General features: G+C 62.5%; 16 protein-coding genes. 10 read left to right on the top strand and 6 right to left on the bottom strand.

What is annotated here, in order from left to right:
• Window positions 1-46 precede the first annotated feature (46 nt).
• Entirely contained in the window at window positions 47-1,048 is a 1,002-nt protein-coding gene (locus L0U84_RS31335) for a helix-turn-helix transcriptional regulator (protein WP_129961601.1), read from the bottom strand.
• 182 nt (window positions 1,049-1,230) lie between these two features.
• Here L0U84_RS31335 and L0U84_RS31330 point away from each other — a divergent pair, with 182 nt between their 5' ends.
• The 3 genes from L0U84_RS31330 (at window position 1,231) to L0U84_RS31320 (ending at window position 4,019) form a co-directional block, all read left to right on the top strand.
• On the top strand, window positions 1,231-2,142 hold the full coding sequence (locus L0U84_RS31330; protein WP_233855935.1) for a helix-turn-helix domain-containing protein: 912 nt from the start codon (window positions 1,231-1,233) through the stop codon (window positions 2,140-2,142).
• A gap of 296 nt (window positions 2,143-2,438) precedes the next feature.
• Window positions 2,439-2,864, top strand: coding sequence for a DUF3830 family protein (locus L0U84_RS31325; RefSeq protein ID WP_129961603.1), 426 nt, complete (start codon window positions 2,439-2,441; stop codon window positions 2,862-2,864).
• Between the two features lie 120 nt (window positions 2,865-2,984).
• Window positions 2,985-4,019 (top strand): SGNH/GDSL hydrolase family protein, encoded by a 1,035-nt coding sequence (locus L0U84_RS31320; protein ID WP_233855934.1) that lies wholly within the window; start codon window positions 2,985-2,987, stop codon window positions 4,017-4,019.
• Between the two features lie 75 nt (window positions 4,020-4,094).
• Here L0U84_RS31320 and L0U84_RS31315 read toward each other — a convergent pair whose 3' ends face one another.
• The 3 genes from L0U84_RS31315 to shiA form a co-directional block, all read right to left on the bottom strand.
• Complete coding sequence (locus L0U84_RS31315) at window positions 4,095-4,223, bottom strand: MFS transporter small subunit (RefSeq protein ID WP_233855933.1); 129 nt, start codon at window positions 4,221-4,223, stop codon at window positions 4,095-4,097.
• Window positions 4,224-4,233: 10 nt separating this feature from the next.
• Entirely contained in the window at window positions 4,234-5,637 is a 1,404-nt protein-coding gene (locus L0U84_RS31310) for an L-lactate MFS transporter (protein WP_233855932.1), read from the bottom strand.
• A 413-nt stretch (window positions 5,638-6,050) separates the two neighbouring features.
• Window positions 6,051-7,370: a shikimate transporter gene (gene shiA, locus L0U84_RS31305; RefSeq protein WP_233855931.1), complete on the bottom strand. Its 1,320-nt coding sequence runs from the start codon at window positions 7,368-7,370 to the stop codon at window positions 6,051-6,053.
• 373 nt (window positions 7,371-7,743) lie between these two features.
• On the opposite strand from shiA, the gene L0U84_RS31300 reads away from it, so the two are divergent.
• The 6 genes from L0U84_RS31300 (at window position 7,744) to L0U84_RS31275 (ending at window position 13,880) form a co-directional block, all read left to right on the top strand.
• Window positions 7,744-7,962: a hypothetical protein gene (locus tag L0U84_RS31300; protein ID WP_233855930.1), complete on the top strand. Its 219-nt coding sequence runs from the start codon at window positions 7,744-7,746 to the stop codon at window positions 7,960-7,962.
• Window positions 7,940-8,659 carry a GntR family transcriptional regulator gene (locus tag L0U84_RS31295; RefSeq protein ID WP_129961609.1) on the top strand — a complete coding sequence of 240 codons (720 nt, stop codon included), beginning with the start codon at window positions 7,940-7,942 and terminating at the stop codon, window positions 8,657-8,659. Before L0U84_RS31300 ends, L0U84_RS31295 begins: the two co-directional genes overlap by 23 nt.
• 458 nt (window positions 8,660-9,117) lie before the next feature.
• Complete coding sequence (locus L0U84_RS31290; RefSeq protein WP_129961610.1) at window positions 9,118-10,887, top strand: thiamine pyrophosphate-binding protein; 1,770 nt, start codon at window positions 9,118-9,120, stop codon at window positions 10,885-10,887.
• Between the two features lie 24 nt (window positions 10,888-10,911).
• The gene (frc, locus tag L0U84_RS31285; protein ID WP_233855929.1) at window positions 10,912-12,159 is read left to right on the top strand and encodes a formyl-CoA transferase; all 1,248 of its coding nucleotides are present in this window, start codon (window positions 10,912-10,914) and stop codon (window positions 12,157-12,159) included.
• A 9-nt stretch (window positions 12,160-12,168) separates the two neighbouring features.
• Entirely contained in the window at window positions 12,169-12,984 is an 816-nt protein-coding gene (locus tag L0U84_RS31280) for a fumarylacetoacetate hydrolase family protein (protein WP_233855928.1), read from the top strand.
• 53 nt (window positions 12,985-13,037) lie between these two features.
• The gene (locus L0U84_RS31275) at window positions 13,038-13,880 is read left to right on the top strand and encodes an NAD(P)(+) transhydrogenase (Re/Si-specific) subunit beta (RefSeq protein ID WP_233855927.1); all 843 of its coding nucleotides are present in this window, start codon (window positions 13,038-13,040) and stop codon (window positions 13,878-13,880) included.
• 90 nt (window positions 13,881-13,970) lie between these two features.
• Here L0U84_RS31275 and L0U84_RS31270 read toward each other — a convergent pair whose 3' ends face one another.
• Together L0U84_RS31270 and L0U84_RS31265 are read right to left on the bottom strand one after the other, a co-directional pair.
• Window positions 13,971-14,291 (bottom strand): hypothetical protein, encoded by a 321-nt coding sequence (locus L0U84_RS31270; RefSeq protein ID WP_233855926.1) that lies wholly within the window; start codon window positions 14,289-14,291, stop codon window positions 13,971-13,973.
• 96 nt (window positions 14,292-14,387) lie between these two features.
• Window positions 14,388-15,335, bottom strand: coding sequence for a LysR family transcriptional regulator (locus L0U84_RS31265; protein WP_129961614.1), 948 nt, complete (start codon window positions 15,333-15,335; stop codon window positions 14,388-14,390).
• Window positions 15,336-15,715: 380 nt separating this feature from the next.
• Between L0U84_RS31265 and oxlT the strand changes: the two genes are divergently transcribed.
• The gene (gene oxlT / locus L0U84_RS31260) at window positions 15,716-17,065 is read left to right on the top strand and encodes an oxalate/formate MFS antiporter (protein ID WP_233855925.1); all 1,350 of its coding nucleotides are present in this window, start codon (window positions 15,716-15,718) and stop codon (window positions 17,063-17,065) included.
• The last annotated feature ends 29 nt before the right edge of the window (window positions 17,066-17,094 follow it).

Below are 17,094 nucleotides of genomic sequence, written 5' to 3'. Positions count from 1 at the left end.
GGCGAAAAGCCGTCGCGCCCTCTTCATCGTCACGGGGCGATGTCAACTACGACAGATACGCCTGCGCGACATTGATCAACTGCACGCGGTTGCGCACGTTGAACAGCTGCCGCAAGCGCCGCAGATGATAGTCGACGTTATGCGGCGACAGCCCGAGGAAATACGCGATCTCCTTGTCGCGCTGCCCCTGCACGACCGCCTTCAGCACCGCATGCTGCAGCTTGCTCAGCGCGACGCGCTGTTGCTGCGCGGGAGCGATGCCGATCACGCTTTTCGCGTGCGTCCAGATGAACTCGTGAATCGAGTGCGCAAACATCAACGTTTCCGCGACGATCGATTCGGTCATCCAGCGCGGGTTGCCGATCTCCGAGTTGAAGCACAGGCTCGCGCTCAGCTCCGGCTCGGGCAGCGGCATCTGCGTGAGAATGCCGCTCTTGCGCCCGGTCGCCTCCAGCATGTCGATCAAAGCGCCGAGCCGCTCGCTGCGCAACTGCGCGCGCGGCAGGTCGGCGCGCAGATCGGCCGTATTCCACAGAAACGGCATGCCGGTCGGCGACGCGAGCGCGACGCGCGGGTCGAGCTCGAAATAGCGCTCGCGGAAATAGCGCGTGAGCCATGCCTGCGACTCGTAGCTCGTCAATACGAACATCGTCTTGTGATGCGACGACGTGCGCGTGGCGGTATAGCTGAACGAATCGAAGCCCAACTGCCTGATGCGCTGACGCACGAACTCCATCCGGTCCTGAGCGCTGCCGAACCGTCCGAGCGGACTGATCAGCGGCGCGGCGCGCCGCGCCGCGGGCGACGGCGTGCCGATCTCCTCCTCGGTGAACAGAGTCAGAAAACCACTGCGCCCCGCACCGTTGGCGGCGCGAGGAGACATCTTCACTGCTTCAGCCGCGTGGGCTGAGTTCGCGGCGTGCCGCACGCCGGCCGGGTAAGCCGGTTGGGCGGATGCCGCTCTAGGGTGTGCTGCCGACGCGTGCCCGGCTTCGCCTTGCGGCGAGCCGGTCAGCCATTGCGGCAGCGTATCGCATTCATGTTCCATGAAACGGTAGCTCCGGCGTTCTAAACGCGTGAAAGACGACAACCTCAATGATTAGCGATTTCGTGAAATGTCGGTAGCCGGTTCCTTGCTATCATTTTTGTGATCTTGCGCTGACAGTGGACCGGCAATACGGGTACGGCGGCGCTTCTCCTTCCATACGGCACCTCCTTTGAAGGGATGTGATGGCACGAATTCCCAAGCTCACGACCACGCTCGCCTACGACCGCTACATGGCCGGCCAGCGACTCGTGTCGAGCGTGGATCGCGAGTGGCGGCATCTGGTGCTGCGCTCGTATCTCGAGCCGGTGCGGCAAGACCTGCTCGAAGCGCCGGGCTTGCGCGACTTCACGCTGATGACGCTCGCGAGCGGCGCCGAGCATCTCGAACGCAACCTCGGCGGATCCTGGGAAAGCGCCGATATGCGCGTGAACGACCTGTGGTTCGTGCCGCCCGCGCCGATCTCGTGGCGCTGGCATTCGATCAGCGACGAGCCGTTGTCTACGTTGCACGTGCACATCGAGCGGGGTTTGATCGACAACGTCGCGCAACAGATGGGGCTCGACGCGTCGCGTGAGCTGTCGCTCGGCGACGCGATGCGCTTCAACGATCCGCTGATCGCCGCGATGCTTGCCGCGCTGCATCGCGCCGCCCGCGATCCGGCCGATTCGCGTCTGTATGTCGATACGCTGGTGCACGCGCTCGCCGCGCACCTGCTGCAGCACTATTCGAGCGGCAACGACGCGCGGCGCGGCAGCCCGACGCGGCCCGAACGGCTGGTGCCGCGCCGGATCCGGCGAGTGACCGACTACATCCGCGCCAATCTCGCCGAGGATCTGGCGATCGCCGAACTGGCCGGGCAGGCCGGCCTAAGCAGTTTTCATTTTGCTCGGGTGTTTCGCCGCGAGACCGGGGAGACGCCGCATCAGTTCGTCACGCGCTTGCGGCTCGAGGAAGCGGCGAGGCTGCTGCGCGCCACGGATCGAACCGTGCTGCAAATCGCGCTCGAGGTTGGCTTCGAGAATGCCAGTCATTTCTCGGTGCAGTTCAAACGTGGCTATGGCGCGACGCCGCTCGCCTACCGGTTGCGCGGTTGAGATGCGCGCCGGCTGCTGCCTGCGCCAGCCGTGACGGCAAGCGTTTCTGCAGTCGGAATCACGCACCTGCGCAGTGTGCGTTGCATTGCGCAGCTTGCAAACTACGAACTTTCGTGGCGGCGCGCGGTGCAAACTGGCATGGTATGCCGCGCAAGGCTTTGCGGCTCGGCCGGTCGCCCGCGATGGCCAGTGGTCTAACTGGCCTGACCGCGGTGGCACCAACTGTATCTGTCGAAGCCTTGCATCGGACGACAGAATCGAAGCGCCTTTCAACCTCACACATCGGATAACGCGCCATGACCCGACTCAAAATGACCGCCTGCGGCCACACCTTCATCGCCGAAACGCATCCCGATGCGCCGCAGACCGTGGCGGCGTTCCTGAAGCTGCTGCCGTACCGGCAGAAGCTGATTCACGTGCGCTGGAGCGGCGAGGGCTGCTGGGTGCCGCTCGGCGAGTTCAAGCTCGAGAACGACGGCGTCGCGGTCGGCTTCGAGAATCACACCAGCCATCCATCGGTCGGCGACATCCTGTTCTATCCGGGCGGCTATAGCGAGACCGAGATCATCCTCGCGTATGGCTCGTGCTGCTTCGCGAGCAAGATGGGGCAACTCGCGGGCAATCATTTTCTGACGATCGTCGAAGGCAAGGAAAAACTGCGCGAACTCGGCACCAAGGTGCTGTGGGAAGGCGCGCAGGAGGTGGTGTTCGAGAGGCTTTGAGCGGCGGCATTTCCTCGCTGGGCATGCGTGATGCTTGTTCGAAGAGCCGCGTGCGATCGGGCACCGACCGCGCACCTGAGGCACTCGACACCGTCTGGACCGCCCGGCGAGGAGGAGCAAATGCGAGGCATAAATGACAAGATCCGCGCTGTAGTTTTTGCCATCACGACCGTGTTGCTCTCCGCTTGCGGCGGGGGCGGTAACGGCAGCAGCGGATCGAGTAGCGGCGGCAGCACGTCGGCCGAGCCGGCGGGCGGTGTCAAGCTGCAGGTGGTTTCGTTCGGCGACAGCCTGTCGGACGTCGGGACTTATGCGCCGCTCGCGGGCGCGGTGGGCGGCGGGCGTTTCACGACCAATCCCGGCCAGGTGTGGACCCAGGACGTCGCGCAATACTACGGCGATACGCTCAGCGCCGCGTTCACGATCGATATCACGCATAAGCTGAGTGCGCAGAGCGGCTTCGGTTATGCGGAAGGCGGCTCGACCGTGGCGACGCCGGCCAACCAGTACGACTACCTGGGCGACGTCATCGGCGACATCGAAATGCCGGTCAATCAGCAGCTATCGAGCTATCTGAGCGCTCACGGCAGCTTCAATGCCAATCAGCTCGTGCTCGTGTGGGCGGGCGCGAACGATGTGCTTCGCGCTGGCAACCTGCCCGCCGCGGCGCCGATCGTGCAGGCGGCGGCCACGACGCTCGCCCAACTCGTCGGGCAGATCGTGCAGAACGGCGGCGCTCATGTGGTGGTGGTCAATCTGCCGAATATCGGGCTGGCGCCGAAGGGGCTCGCTTCGGCCGATGGCGGCGCGAACCTCACGCAGTTGTCGCAGCTTTTCAACCAGACGTTGAATACCGCGCTACAAACCGGTGGGCTGCAGTCGAAGGTGATCGAGGTCGATTCGTACACGTGGACGAATCAGGTGATCGCAAACTTTCAGGCGAACGGTTTTACCGTGTCGAATACGGGGCAGGCCTGCGATCCGAAGAAAACGCCCGATGACACGTCATTGCTATGTTCGCCGGCGACCTATGTGAGCGCCAATGCGGATCAGACCTACATGTTCGCCGACGATCTGCATCCGACGACCCATATGCATGCTTTGTTCGCGCAGTTCGTCGAGCAGCAGATCGCGCATAGTGGGTTGGGGCGCTGAGGGGGATACCCGGGCGCTGCGTGCTATTCGCACCCCGGCTCTGAACAGGGCCGGGGTGCGCGCCACGTCACATCGTCATTTGAACAGCTTCATCGCTTGCGTCAGCGTATTGATGACCCCCCAGGCGAGCGGAATCATCACGTACAGCCAGAACACCACGAGCATCACCTTGTTGGTCGGATGTGCGGTTTGAACGGTCGACATATGGATCTCCTCACGCGCCCTTGGCGACTTGTGCATCGGTCATGTGGTGCTTCTCGTCCACACGCTTGACCAGCAGGTTGCAGATAAAGCCGATCACGAGCAGCACGGCCATGATGTGCACGGTCATCGTGTACGCGTCCGCCTTGGCCACACCGTTCGCGACTTCATACGCGCGGATGTAATTGACGAGCACCGGACCCGCGACACCCGCCGCGGCCCACGCCGTCAACAGACGTCCATGAATGCCGCCGACGAACGCCGTACCGAACATGTCGGCGAGATAAGCCGGCACCGTCGCGAAGCCGCCGCCGTACATCGACAGGATGATGCAGTAGGTCAGCACGAACAGCGCGATCTGGCCGTTCGCGGCAAACGTGGGCACCAGGTAGTAGAGCACCGCGCCGAGCACGAAGAAGATGGCGTAAGTGTTCTTGCGGCCGATCCAGTCCGATGCCGACGACCACACGAAACGTCCACCCATGTTGAACAGCGACAGCAAGCCGACAAAGCCGGCCGCGGCCGACGCCGTCACGGTGTTCTTGAAGCTCTCCTGGATCATCACCGAGGCCTGGCCGAGAACGCCGATCCCAGCCGTCACGTTCAGGAACAGCACGAGCCAGATCAGGTAGAACTGCGGGGTCTTCAACGCCTGATCAATATGCACGTGGTTGCGCGAGATCAGGCGGTGCTGCGTGACTTCGGGCGCAGTCCAGCCGGCGGGTTTCCAGTCCGTCGGCGGCACGCGGATCGCGAGCGCGCCGATCGTCATCGAAATGAAGTACACGATGCCGAGCACGACGAAGGTTTCGGCGACGCCGACGCTCGTCGCGCTTTGAAAGTGCTTCATCAGCGCGACCGACAACGGCGCGGCGATCATCGCGCCGCCGCCGAAGCCCATGATCGCCATGCCGGTCGCCATGCCGCGGCGGTCCGGAAACCAGCGGATCAGCGTCGACACCGGCGACACGTAACCGAGCCCCAGCCCGATCCCGCCGATCACGCCGTAACCGAGATACAGCAGCACGATCTGATGCAGATACACGCCGAGCGCGGACACGAGGAAGCCGCCGCCGAAACAGCACGCCGCCGTGAACATGGTGCGGCGCGGACCGACGTGTTCGAGCCATTTGCCCGCGAATGCCGCCGACAAACCGAGGAACACGATCGCCAGCGAAAAGATCCAGCCTAGCGCGGTCAGCGACCAGTCATCGGGCGCGGACTGCGTGATGCCGATCACTTTGGTCAGCGGTCCGTTGAATACCGAGAACGCATAGGCCTGACCGATGCACAGATGCACGGCCAGCGCTGCGGGAGGCACCATCCAGCGCGAAAAGCCGGGCTGTGCGATGGTGGCCTGCTTGGAAAAGAACGGGGCTGAACCGCGTTGGCTGCCCGGCTCGCTGATGCTGCTCATAAGTGGGTCTCCTTACAGTTGTTCTGTTTATCGGCGCTTCGTGCATTTACCTGAGGCGGCGGAGTGTAACTTGCGCAGACCGGTCCGTCGTCGCTATATGTATTTTTATTTCATATGATTCGGTCCCGCGCACCCGGAATCGTGCCTGGCTCGACAATAGGACGTGGACGATGGCTTCGCAATATGAAGCGCGCGGACATAAGGTGTGATCCTGGTCGAACGCGGGTTGTTCTTCACACGATCGAGCACCTCGTGGGAAGCGCCGGGCTCATTGCTTCGAACTTCCGACTAGAGGCACTATACAAAGCCAGCAATAAACAAGCCGCGCACGACGCGCGGACACAAAAAAACGGGCCGGCGCGGCTTCTTCGCCGCGTCGGCCCGTCGTGTATGGACGGCGAATCCCGCTGGTGTCAATCGATCTTGCGTCCGGTCTTCATGCGTGCCGCGACGAGCACCGAAATCAGACAGCCGATCGCCAGATATGCCGCCACCGGATGCCACGAGCCGCCGGCGAAGCTGACCAGCGCGACCGCGATGAACGGCGTGAAGCCGCCGCCGACCACGCTCGCCACCTGATAGCCGACGCCCGCGCCGCTATAGCGGTACTCGGTGCCGAACAGCTCGGTGAACATCGGCTGCTGCACGCTGACGACCATGTCGTGCGCGATGTTCGCGAGCAGCACCGCGAACACGACGATCCAGACCGTCGAACGCGCTTCGAGCGCGAGGAAGAACGGCACCGCGCTGAACACGCCGACCAGCGCGCCGATCATATAGATGCGACGGCGGCCGAAGCGATCCGCGAGCCACGCGAAGCACGGAATCGTCACGCAGCTGAGCGCGCCGACGACGAAGCCGATCGTCAGGAAGAACTCGCGCGGCATGTGCAGGTTCGCGGTCGAGTAGCTCAGCGCGAACGCGGTCACGATGTACATCGTGAACAGCTCGGCGAGCCGCAGCGCGATGATCAGCAGGAAGGCCTTCGGATGACGCAGCAGCGCTTCGACGATCGGCAGGCGCACGCGGCGCTCGCCATGCTGGCCAACTTTTTCGACGAACTCCTGCGATTCCTCCATGCTCGAGCGGATCCACAACGCGATCAGCACCAGCACGACGCTGAACAGGAACGGCAGACGCCAGCCCCAGCTAAGGAACGCGGCGTTATCCATCGAGCGGCTGATCAGCGCGACGAGTCCTGTCGACAATACGAGCCCGACGCCGTAGCCGACCTGCACGCCGCTGCTGTAGAAGGCCTTCTTTTTCGCGGGCGCGCTTTCGACGGCCATCAACGCCGCGCCGCCCCATTCGCCGCCGACCGCGAAGCCCTGGATCGCGCGCAGCGTGACGAGCAGCACCGGCGCCAGCCAGCCGATCGTCGAAAACGCCGGCAGCAGACCGATCGCGGCCGTCGACAGACCCATCATCATCACGGTGAGCACGAGCATGCGCTTGCGTCCGAGCCGGTCGCCGTAGTGGCCGAACACGAAGCCGCCGAGCGGGCGGAACAGGAAGCCGACGCCGAAGGTCGCGAACGCGGCGAGCGTGCCCATCGCCGGGCCGACGTTCGGGAAGAACTCGGCGTTGAACACGAGCGCGGCGACGATGCCGTACAGCAGGAAGTCGTACCAGTCGACCACGGCGCCGATAAAGCTGCCGAGCGCGGCCTTGCGAGCCTGACTGCGCGCATTGCGGTGAGTGGCCACGGTGGCCTGCGGGTGGGTGGTGCTCATCGAGTCTCCTTCAATGTGGCGGGTGCTTTAGCCGATCGCGCCGCGCCGGCTGGGCATTCGACGCGGTCGATCCGCGGCAGGATGTCCGGAAGATTAATGACGCGAGCGGGATTTCACAATCCGCGAGACGGTGAAAATGCGCGATCATCGCACGCAGATGCGCGAATAGCGCGCGTTTTGCGTGTTTACACCGAGCGCGTTCGGCGATCATCGCGAGCAATGTCGTGGGTGAACCCACGCAGCCCGCGGCGTGCTAACGTGAAAGTAATCTTGAAAACAACAGGTATTGATATACTACATACCGAATATTGAAAAATGCGGCGTTGCAGCATATGATTGAGGAATTCATCTCCTCAATCGTTCGGAGTTACACGTGGAATTCGTGCCTCTCGCGCTGTTCGCCGTTGCCGTCGTAGGGTTGGGCTGTGCCGCCACCGTTCTGCTGACCGACTGGATTCCCGAATCGGTCGCGGCGCTTGCATCGCAACATGGCCGCTTCGTGGGTCTGGGCGAGCAGCGCGGCAAAACGGCGGCGCCGAATCGCGCGCGTGTTCAAGCAGAGGCGATGAATGTCGTCAGAACTTCCAACTGAGACAGTGGCCACCCCGTTGACCCTGTCGTTGCAGCCCATCGGCGCGAGCGCGAGCTTGCGCGATCAGGCGTATGCGATGCTGCGTCAGGCCATCGCCGACGCGGATATCTACCAGAATCGCGAAGAAATCCGTCTCGACGAGCGCGTGCTCAGCGAATCGCTCGGCGTGAGCCGCACGCCGGTGCGCGAGGCGATGACGCTGCTCGAGCAGGAGGGTTTCCTGCGCATGGTGCCGCGGCGCGGCATCTACATCGTGCGCAAGAGCAAGCGCGAAATCGTCGAGATGATCCAGATGTGGGCCGCGCTCGAAAGCATGGCCGCGCGGCTCGCAACGCTGCATGCGACCGACGAGGAAATCGGCCGCCTGCGCCATATGTTCGACAATTTCCGCGACTCGACGCCGGCCGAGCATATCGCCGAGTATTCGGACGCGAACATCGCGTTTCATCAGGCGATCGTCGAGCTGTCGAAGTCGCAGATCATTCTCGACACGATCAAGAACATCTTCATCCACGTGCGCGCGATCCGGCGCATGACCATCTCGCAGAGCGACCGGGCCGCGCGCTCGATCGTCGATCATCTGCGCATCATCGAGGCGCTCGAGAAGCGCGATACCGAACTCGCCGAGCGGCTCACTCGCCAGCATTCGCTCGATCTCGCGGCGTTCGTCGAAGCCAATTGCGATTTCCTCGATTGATGGCGGCGTAGACGCCTGATTGCCTGCTGATTTCGAAAAGCCCGCGGTGTGCAAGCACCGCGGGCTTTTTTGCGCGCGCGCGGCCCGCGGGGTGCTGTGCTCGCGCGTCGGCGAATAGAAGAAAACGAGGTCGCCGCCGCGCTGCGGGATAAACCGTGCTTGACGGTCTCAAAAATATGGTATGTGATATATCAACAATGACCGTCGCGCGCTGCGACTCGGTGTTTTCCCTTGAAACAACTGCCGCAAAGCCTTGCAGATTCGGCGCAAAGCTGCGACTGGCAAGCTCGAGCAGCACGAACTTCGCGCCGTTTACGTCTCGAAATTGGCCTTGAATGAATGTGATATATCACATACGGTATCTTCGAAGCCGTGAGACGTCGGTGCAGCCGGACGTATATCGAAGCGCAAGCGTCCGTCGATAACCCGTTGCACATCCGATAGATGAGGAGATGACCATGTCTGCAGTTGTTTCATCCCTGAGTCCGGCCACGGCCACCGCCACCACGACCGCCGACGACACCCTCAAGCAGAAGACCCGCGACGCGGGCGTCGTGTCGGGCGGCCATCTGGTCGCGAAGGCGCTGAAAAACGAGGGGGTCGACACGATCTTCACGCTGTGCGGCGGTCACATCATCGATATCTACGACGGCTGCGTCGACGAAGGCATCCGCATCATCGACGTGCGCCACGAGCAGGTCGCCGCGCATGCGGCCGACGGCTACGCGCGCCAGACCGGCAAGCTCGGCTGCGTGGTCACGACCGCCGGCCCCGGCTGCACGAACGCGGTGACGGGCATCGCCACCGCGTTCCGCTCGGAAAGCCCGATCCTGCACATCGGCGGGCAGGGCGCGCTGACGCAACACAAGATGGGTTCGCTGCAGGACCTGCCGCACGTCGACATCATGGCGCCGATCACGAAGTTCGCCGCGAGCGTGTCGAGCACCGAGCGCGTCGCCGACATGATCTCGATGGCCGCGCGCGAATGCTTCAACGGCGCGCCCGGTCCCGCCTACCTGGAGATTCCACGCGACGTGCTCGACCGCGAAGTCGACGCGACGCGCGCGATCGTGCCGCAGCCGGGCCGCTATCGCGCGTCGACGAAATCGATCGGCGATCCGCGCGACATCGAGAAACTCGCTGACCTGCTCGTCGATGCGCAACGCCCCGCGATCCTGTACGGCCAGCAGGTGTGGACCGCGCGCGGTCACGAGGAAGCGATCGCGCTGCTGCGCGGCATCGAGATTCCCGGCTATTTCAACGGCGCGAGCCGCGGACTGCTGCCGCCGGGCGATCCGCATCATTTCGATCGCACGCGTTCGCAGGCGTTCGCGAATGCCGACCTGCTGATCGTGGTCGGCACGCCGTTCGATTTCCGCATGGGTTACGGCCGACGCATCAGCAAGGAATTGACGCTGGTGCAGATCGATATGGACTACCGAACCGTCGGCAAGAATCGCGATATCGACCTTGGCCTCGTTGGCGATCCAGGCGCGATTCTCGCCGCGGTGCTGCAAGCCGCGAGCGGCCGTATCAAGGACGACAAGCGTCAGGCGCGCCGCAAATGGATGGCGCAGTTGCGCGACGCCGAGATCACCGCGACCGAGAAACTGATGCCGCTGTTCCGCTCGAACAGCACGCCGATTCATCCATATCGCGTCGCCTACGAACTCAACGAATTCCTGTCAGACGACACCGTCTATATCGGCGACGGCGGCGACGTCGTGACGATCTCCGCGCAAGCGGTGCGCCCGCGCCGCCCCGGCCAGTGGATGGACCCCGGCGCGCTCGGCTCGCTCGGCGTCGGCACCGGCTTCGCGCTCGCGGCGAAGCTCGCGCATCCGCACAAGGAAGTGCTCTGCTACTACGGCGACGGCTCGTTCGGCATGACCGCGTTCGACATGGAAACCGCGAACCGCTTCGGCGCGCCGTATCTTGCGGTGATCGGCAACAACTCCGCGATGAACCAGATCCGCTATGGCCAACTTGCCAAGTACGGCGAGGAGCGCGGCAACGTCGGCAATCTCCTCGGCGACGTGCCGTTCAGCAAATTCGCCGAAATGCTCGGCGGCTATGGCGAGGAAGTGCGCGATCCCGCGCAGATCGCAAGCGCGCTACAACGCGCGCGCGAAGCGATTCATCGCACCGGCCGCTCGGCGGTGGTCAACATCTGGGTCGACCCGCGCGAATACGCACCGGGCACGAAGAACCAGACCATGTACAAATAACCTTCATCGTTCAGGAGATACGACATGGCCAAGGCACTCGACGGTGTGCGCATCCTCGATTTCACGCATGTGCAATCGGGGCCGACCTGCACGCAATTGCTCGCATGGTTCGGCGCGGACGTGATCAAGGTGGAGCGGGCAGGCGCGGGCGACATCACGCGTGAGCAACTGCGCGATATTCCCGACGTGGATAGCCTGTACTTCACGATGCTCAATCACAACAAGCGCTCGGTCACGATCGACACCAAGCATCCGGAAGGCAAGCAGGTGCTCGAAACGTTGATCCAGAAATGCGACGTACTGGTCGAAAACTTCGCGCCGGGCGCGCTCGACCGGATGGGCTTCACGTGGGAGCGGATTCAGGAATTGAATCCGCGCATGATCGTCGCATCGGTGAAGGGCTTCGGTCCCGGTCCTTACGAGGACTGCAAAGTCTATGAAAACGTCGCGCAATGCGCGGGCGGCGCGGCGTCGACCACCGGCTTCGACGACGGGCCGCCAGTGGTGACCGGTGCGCAGATCGGCGATAGCGGCACGGGGTTGCATCTCGCGCTCGGCATCGTCACCGCGCTCTATCAACGCACGCATACCGGACGCGGCCAGCGCGTGCTCGCGGCGATGCAGGACGGCGTGCTCAATCTGTGCCGCGTCAAACTGCGCGACCAGCAGCGGCTCGACCGCACCGGCGTGATGAAAGAGTATCCGCAATACCCGAACGGCACGTTCGGCGAGGCGGTGCCGCGCGCGGGCAATGCGTCGGGCGGCGGGCAGCCGGGTTGGATTCTGAAGTGCAAGGGCTGGGAGACCGACCCCAACGCGTATATCTACTTCATCACACAGGCGCCCGTGTGGGCGAAGATCTGCAACGTGATCGGCAAGGAGGAGTGGGCCACGGACCCCGACTATGCGACGCCGCCCGCGCGCCTACCGCGACTGAAGGAGATCTTCGCCGAAATCGAACGCTGGACGATGACCAAGACCAAGTTCGAGGCGATGCAGATCCTGAACAAATACGACATTCCGTGCGGCCCGATCCTGTCGATGAAGGAAATCTCCGAGGAGCCGTCGCTGCGCAAAACCGGCACGATCGTCGAAGTCGATCATCCGCAGCGCGGCAAGTATCTGACGGTGGGCAATCCGATCAAGCTGTCCGACAGTCCGACCGACGTTAGACGCTCGCCGCTGCTTGGCGAACATACCGACGAGGTGATGGCCGAGCTCGGTTATTCGGCCGAGCAGATCACCGCGCTGCGCACGGCTGGCGCGATCTAGGAGCGAGGCATGCAAACGTGGATGCGGTTCATGTCGGGCGACGGCGGCATCGTGTTCGGCCGTGTCGAAGGCGCCTATCTGCACGAGTACGAAAGTCTCGCGCAGCCGGTGCCGACCGGCGCGGTACTGTCGCTGCGCGCATTGACGCCGTTGGCGCCATGCGCGCCGGGCAAGATCGTCGCGTTGTGGAATAACTATCACGCGCTCGCGGCGAAGCTCGACAAACCCGTGCCCACGCATCCGCTGTTTCTGATGAAGCCCGCGGAGTCGGTGATCGGCGCGGGCGAGCCGATCCGCCGGCCGCGTCATTACGCGGGCAAGATCGTCTACGAAGGCGAGCTCGGCATCGTGATCGGCCAGCGCTGCCGCGATGTGGATGTGCAGCAGGCGGAGGCGGCGATCTTCGGCTACACGCTCGTCAACGACGTCACCGCCGCCGATCTGCTCAACGAGAATCCGCATTTTCCGCAGTGGTGTCGCGCGAAGAGCTTCGATACTTTCTGTTGCCTGGGTCCGGTCATCGTCTCGGGTTTCGACTGGCGGGCGGCGCGTCTTTCGACGACGCTCGACGGCGTCGAGCGCCAGAACTATCCGCTCGCTGATATGGTTTTCTCGCCGGCCGAGCAGGTGAGCCTGATTTCGCAGGACCTGACGCTCGAACCTGGCGACGTGATTGCGTGTGGCACCTCGGTGGGCGTGGGGTCGATCAAGGACGGTGCAACGGTGTCGATCACGATCGATGGGATCGGCACGCTGACCAATACCTTGAGCGTGGCCGAGCGCGACGAGCCACAGCGATTGGGCGATGCCGCGAACGTAGGTTGACGAGGGCAGGCGTCGCCGCTCGTGCCTTTTCATCGCATCACGGAGGATCACGCATGCTGCAAGCCTGTGGGAGTGCCGTGTGGATGGACCTGTTGTTGCTGCTCGTCGTGACCGTCACCGCTGCGTCGATTGCGGCGCTGACGTTAGCGTTGGCCGCGCTCTTGCGACGGTTCGGCCGGCATTCGGTGCATCGACGCGCGTGTGTGCGCGAACGCGATCCGACACGCAGGTCAAGGCTCGTTGCATTGCTTGGCAGCGGCCTTGGTTTGACGGTCGCGTCGATAGGCTTTGCGCGCTACCTGTCGGCAGCGGCGCGCGAGAACACTGAACGCATCGAACTATTTGCAGCCGTGTTGATCGGCACGCTGCTCTTCGCGATCTCCGCGATTGCGTTCTGCAAGCTGCGCGGCGCATTGCAATCCGAGGCGGTCGCGCGGCCGGGTCATCGCGTCGTCATTCTGTTTGCGCTGCTGTTATGCGGATGGCTCGGTTATAACTTCGTCACTGAACAGGCACAGCCATTCGGACTCGCGGCATTGCTCGCGACGGGCGGGCTGGCGTTGGCAATGGGCGTGCATCTGATGCTGAGTCGCGAGTACTCGGACGATTTCGCTCGAGCGGCGAATCGCGACGGTTGCGTACCACGCATGCACTCCTTTGCCGCGCGTTGCGATGGCCTGGCGATCGGCAAGCCGGGCCTGCTCGCGAACATCGAGTGGCATGGCGGGGAAGAGCAGAGGTGGGCGCTTCGCGATGTCGCGCCGGCGATGATGCGCGTGAGCGCTTGTGCGGATCGTCGCGATGGGCGTGACGGTAGACGTGGCAATGGCCGCTACCGCGACTGCTCACGCAAATGCACGCCCCAGCGGCCGCTTCATTTCACTACGCGCCGCTAATCGATGACGCGCGCGCCGCTAATAGACCCGATCGCCAATAGCGAAGACGGCGGGACGATGATCCCGCCGCCCGAGTTTTTTTCAATGCTTCTATTCACCAACCACCGCGGCGAATTCGCTGTAGTACTGCGTCTTCCTATGCAGAATCAGTTGCGCGAGAAAATCGGCATCGTACGCGCGATGCAGATGGCTGTGATAACGCTCGATATAAGCGGTGATTCTCGCCTGCTCGCCATTGAACTCTTTGAGCATGTCGAGCGTCCCACGATCCCAACGAAACCGCAGCCCCAGATCGCTGAACGCGGCATTGTAGGCGCTCAGATGCGCATCGTCGCGATGGTCTTCGTGATCCGCCGCCGCTGTGCGAGCGTTGCGCGTACTGATACGGGATTCAACCGGAGCGTGGTTCATGATCGGCCTCCTCGGCTCGCAAGTGAAGGAACTCGCTTGCAGCATAGAAGTCGCGATCGATTTGCAATAGTTAAAGTTTTATTGGCTTTCCATAGCCTACGGCTTATGTACGCTCAGTTCCTTCACGCGCGTGATCTTTTCGATCAGATCGGCGCCTTCCTCCATCAGGAAGCGTTTGAAGGCGACGGCAACCGGCGGCAGACGCTTGTTCTTCCGATGCACGACGTACCAGTTGAGCATGACCGGAAAGCTCTCGACGTCGAGCACGACCAGATGACCCAGTTGCAATTCGAGGCTGATCGTATGGGCGGACAGAAACGCGATGCCCATTCCGGCAATGACCGCCTGCTTGATCGTTTCGGTGCTCTTGATCTCCATCGCGATCTTCAGATTGGACAGACGGCCTGCAAAACCCTCTTCCATCGAATTCCATGTATCCGAGCCGCGTTCGCGCACGATGAACGCCTCGTTCGCGAGTTGACTGAAGCGGATATTGCGCTTGTGCGCAAGCGGATGAGTGGGCGCCGCCACGATCACGTATGGATGCGGCGCGAACGGTTCATTGGTCGCGTCGGTTTCGTGCGGCGGACGTACCATGACCGCGAGGTCGGTCTGATTGGTCGCCAGTTGATGCAGCAGTTCTTCGCGGTTGTGCACCGCGAGATTCAGATCCACACCCGAATAGCGACGTGTGAATTCGGCGAGAAGGCGCGGAAAGAAATAGTCGCCGGCACTGATCACGGCGACATTCAGCTTGCCGCCGGAAACACCCTTCAGCTGACTCATCGCTTCGTCGACTTCATGGAACTGCTGCATGATCGCGCGGCTGTAGTGGAGCATTTCGGTGCCGGCCGGCGTCAGGTAGATCTTCTTGCCGAGTTGCTCGAACAGAGGCAGCCCCGCATGTTCCTCGAGTTGCCGGACCTGGGTGGAGACGGCCGGCTGAGTCAGATGCAATTCCTCGGCGGCGCGCGAAAAACTGAGGTGGCGCGCCACCGTTTCAAAGACCTTCAGTTGCCGCAGAGTTGCATTGCGCATCGTCATGGTCGATGTATAAGGAAACGTGAATCCACATAATAACAAACTTTAATTATGAGTAATTCAGCAATGACCCTAGCATGAAACGTATAACAAGCCGAATAGCCGCTCCTGCAATACGCGGGTTAACGCATAGATATGTGGTATGGCGGACTCAATAGTGGGAAATAAGCTGCAATGCTTACCGTCTCAAGCGTGGTTTCTGGTCGGAATAGAGCAAGAACTTTCATCGAAAAAGAAGTTCGGGGGAGTTGCGGAAAAGCACGAAAAGCATCGACTTCGAGATTTCCCGAATAGCGAAGTTCTCAGGCCATAACGATAAGGCGGTACGCATCCAGCACGGCGCGTAAGCCGGCTGCACTAAATAAATAGTGGAGACAAGGCTCATGGACGATATCACCCGGCAATCGACGGCCCGCATGTCCTGGCGTAACCGATGGGGGCAACTCGTCATCGGCATGGTGTGCATGGCGCTGGTGGCGAATCTGCAATATGCATGGACGTTATTCGTGGCCCCCATGCATGCGCGGCATAACTGGAGCGAGGCGTCGATCCAGCTCGCATTCTCGATCTTCATTCTGACCGAGACATGGCTCGTGCCGTTCGAGGGCTGGCTGGTCGATCGATTCGGGCCGCGCCCGGTGGTGGCAGCCGGCGCCGTATGTGCGGGTTTATCGTGGATACTCAATTCGTATGCGACGACGCTGGGCATGTTGTATTTCGCCGCAGTGATCGGCGGGATAGGCGCGGGCGGTGTGTATGGAACATGTGTCGGCAACGCGCTCAAATGGTTTCCCGACCGGCGTGGTCTCGCCGCGGGTTTGACGGCCGCGGGCTTTGGCGCCGGCGCGGCGCTGACGGTGATCCCGATTGCGAACATGATTGCGCGCCGCGGCTATGAAGAGACGTTCCTGTTCTTCGGCATCGTGCAAGGCGTCAGCATTCTGCTGCTCGCAATGCTATTGACGCGGCCGATCTTGCGTCAGCAAGGGGTACGCAAGAGCCGCTTCGCGGTGTCGAAAGTCGATTTCACCTCGCGCCAGATGATCCGATCGCCAGTGTTCTGGGTGATCTATGTGTCGTTCGTCGCGGTCGCGGCGGGCGGTTTGATGGCGACCGCGCAGATCGGCCCGATCGCGAAAGACTGGGGCATAGCGCGCATTCCGATGTCGGTCTTCGGCATGACGTTGCCGCTGTTGACCCTTACGCTGTCGATCGACAATATCTTCAACGGCTTGACGCGTCCGCTGTGCGGCTTCATCTCCGACAAGATCGGCCGTGAAAACACGATGTTCGTGATCTTCATCGGCGAGGGGCTCGCGTTGCTCGGCATGATGCAGTTCGGCAGCAATCCTTATGCGTTCATGGTGTTCGCCGCGCTGATCTTCCTGTTCTGGGGCGAGATCTTCTCGATCTTCCCGGCGATTTGCGCCGATACGTTCGGCAGCAAGTACGCGGCCGCCAATGCCGGCACGTTGTACACCGCGAAGGGCACGGCTTCGTTGCTGGTGCCGATCGCGTCGGTACTCGCGGCCACCGGCGGCTGGAACCTCGTGTTCATCGTCGCCGCGGTCGTCACGATCGCAGCCGGCATTTCCGCGAAGTTCATCCTCGAGCCGATGCGCGCGCGTTGGATCGAATCGCACAATCAACCTCAGGGCGCGCTGGCCGTTGCGGCCCATGGCAACGGCAACGCGTCGCGAATGAGTCACTGGCCCGAACAGAGCGGCGAATAACGTGAGCGTCGCGCGCCCGGAATCGACGC

It is taken from the genome of Paraburkholderia sp. HD33-4 (genome assembly GCF_021390635.1).
Lineage (GTDB): Bacteria > Pseudomonadota > Gammaproteobacteria > Burkholderiales > Burkholderiaceae > Paraburkholderia.
The sequence above is the reverse complement of the archived record's forward strand: the minus strand, read 5'-3'. Positions and strand labels throughout refer to the sequence as shown.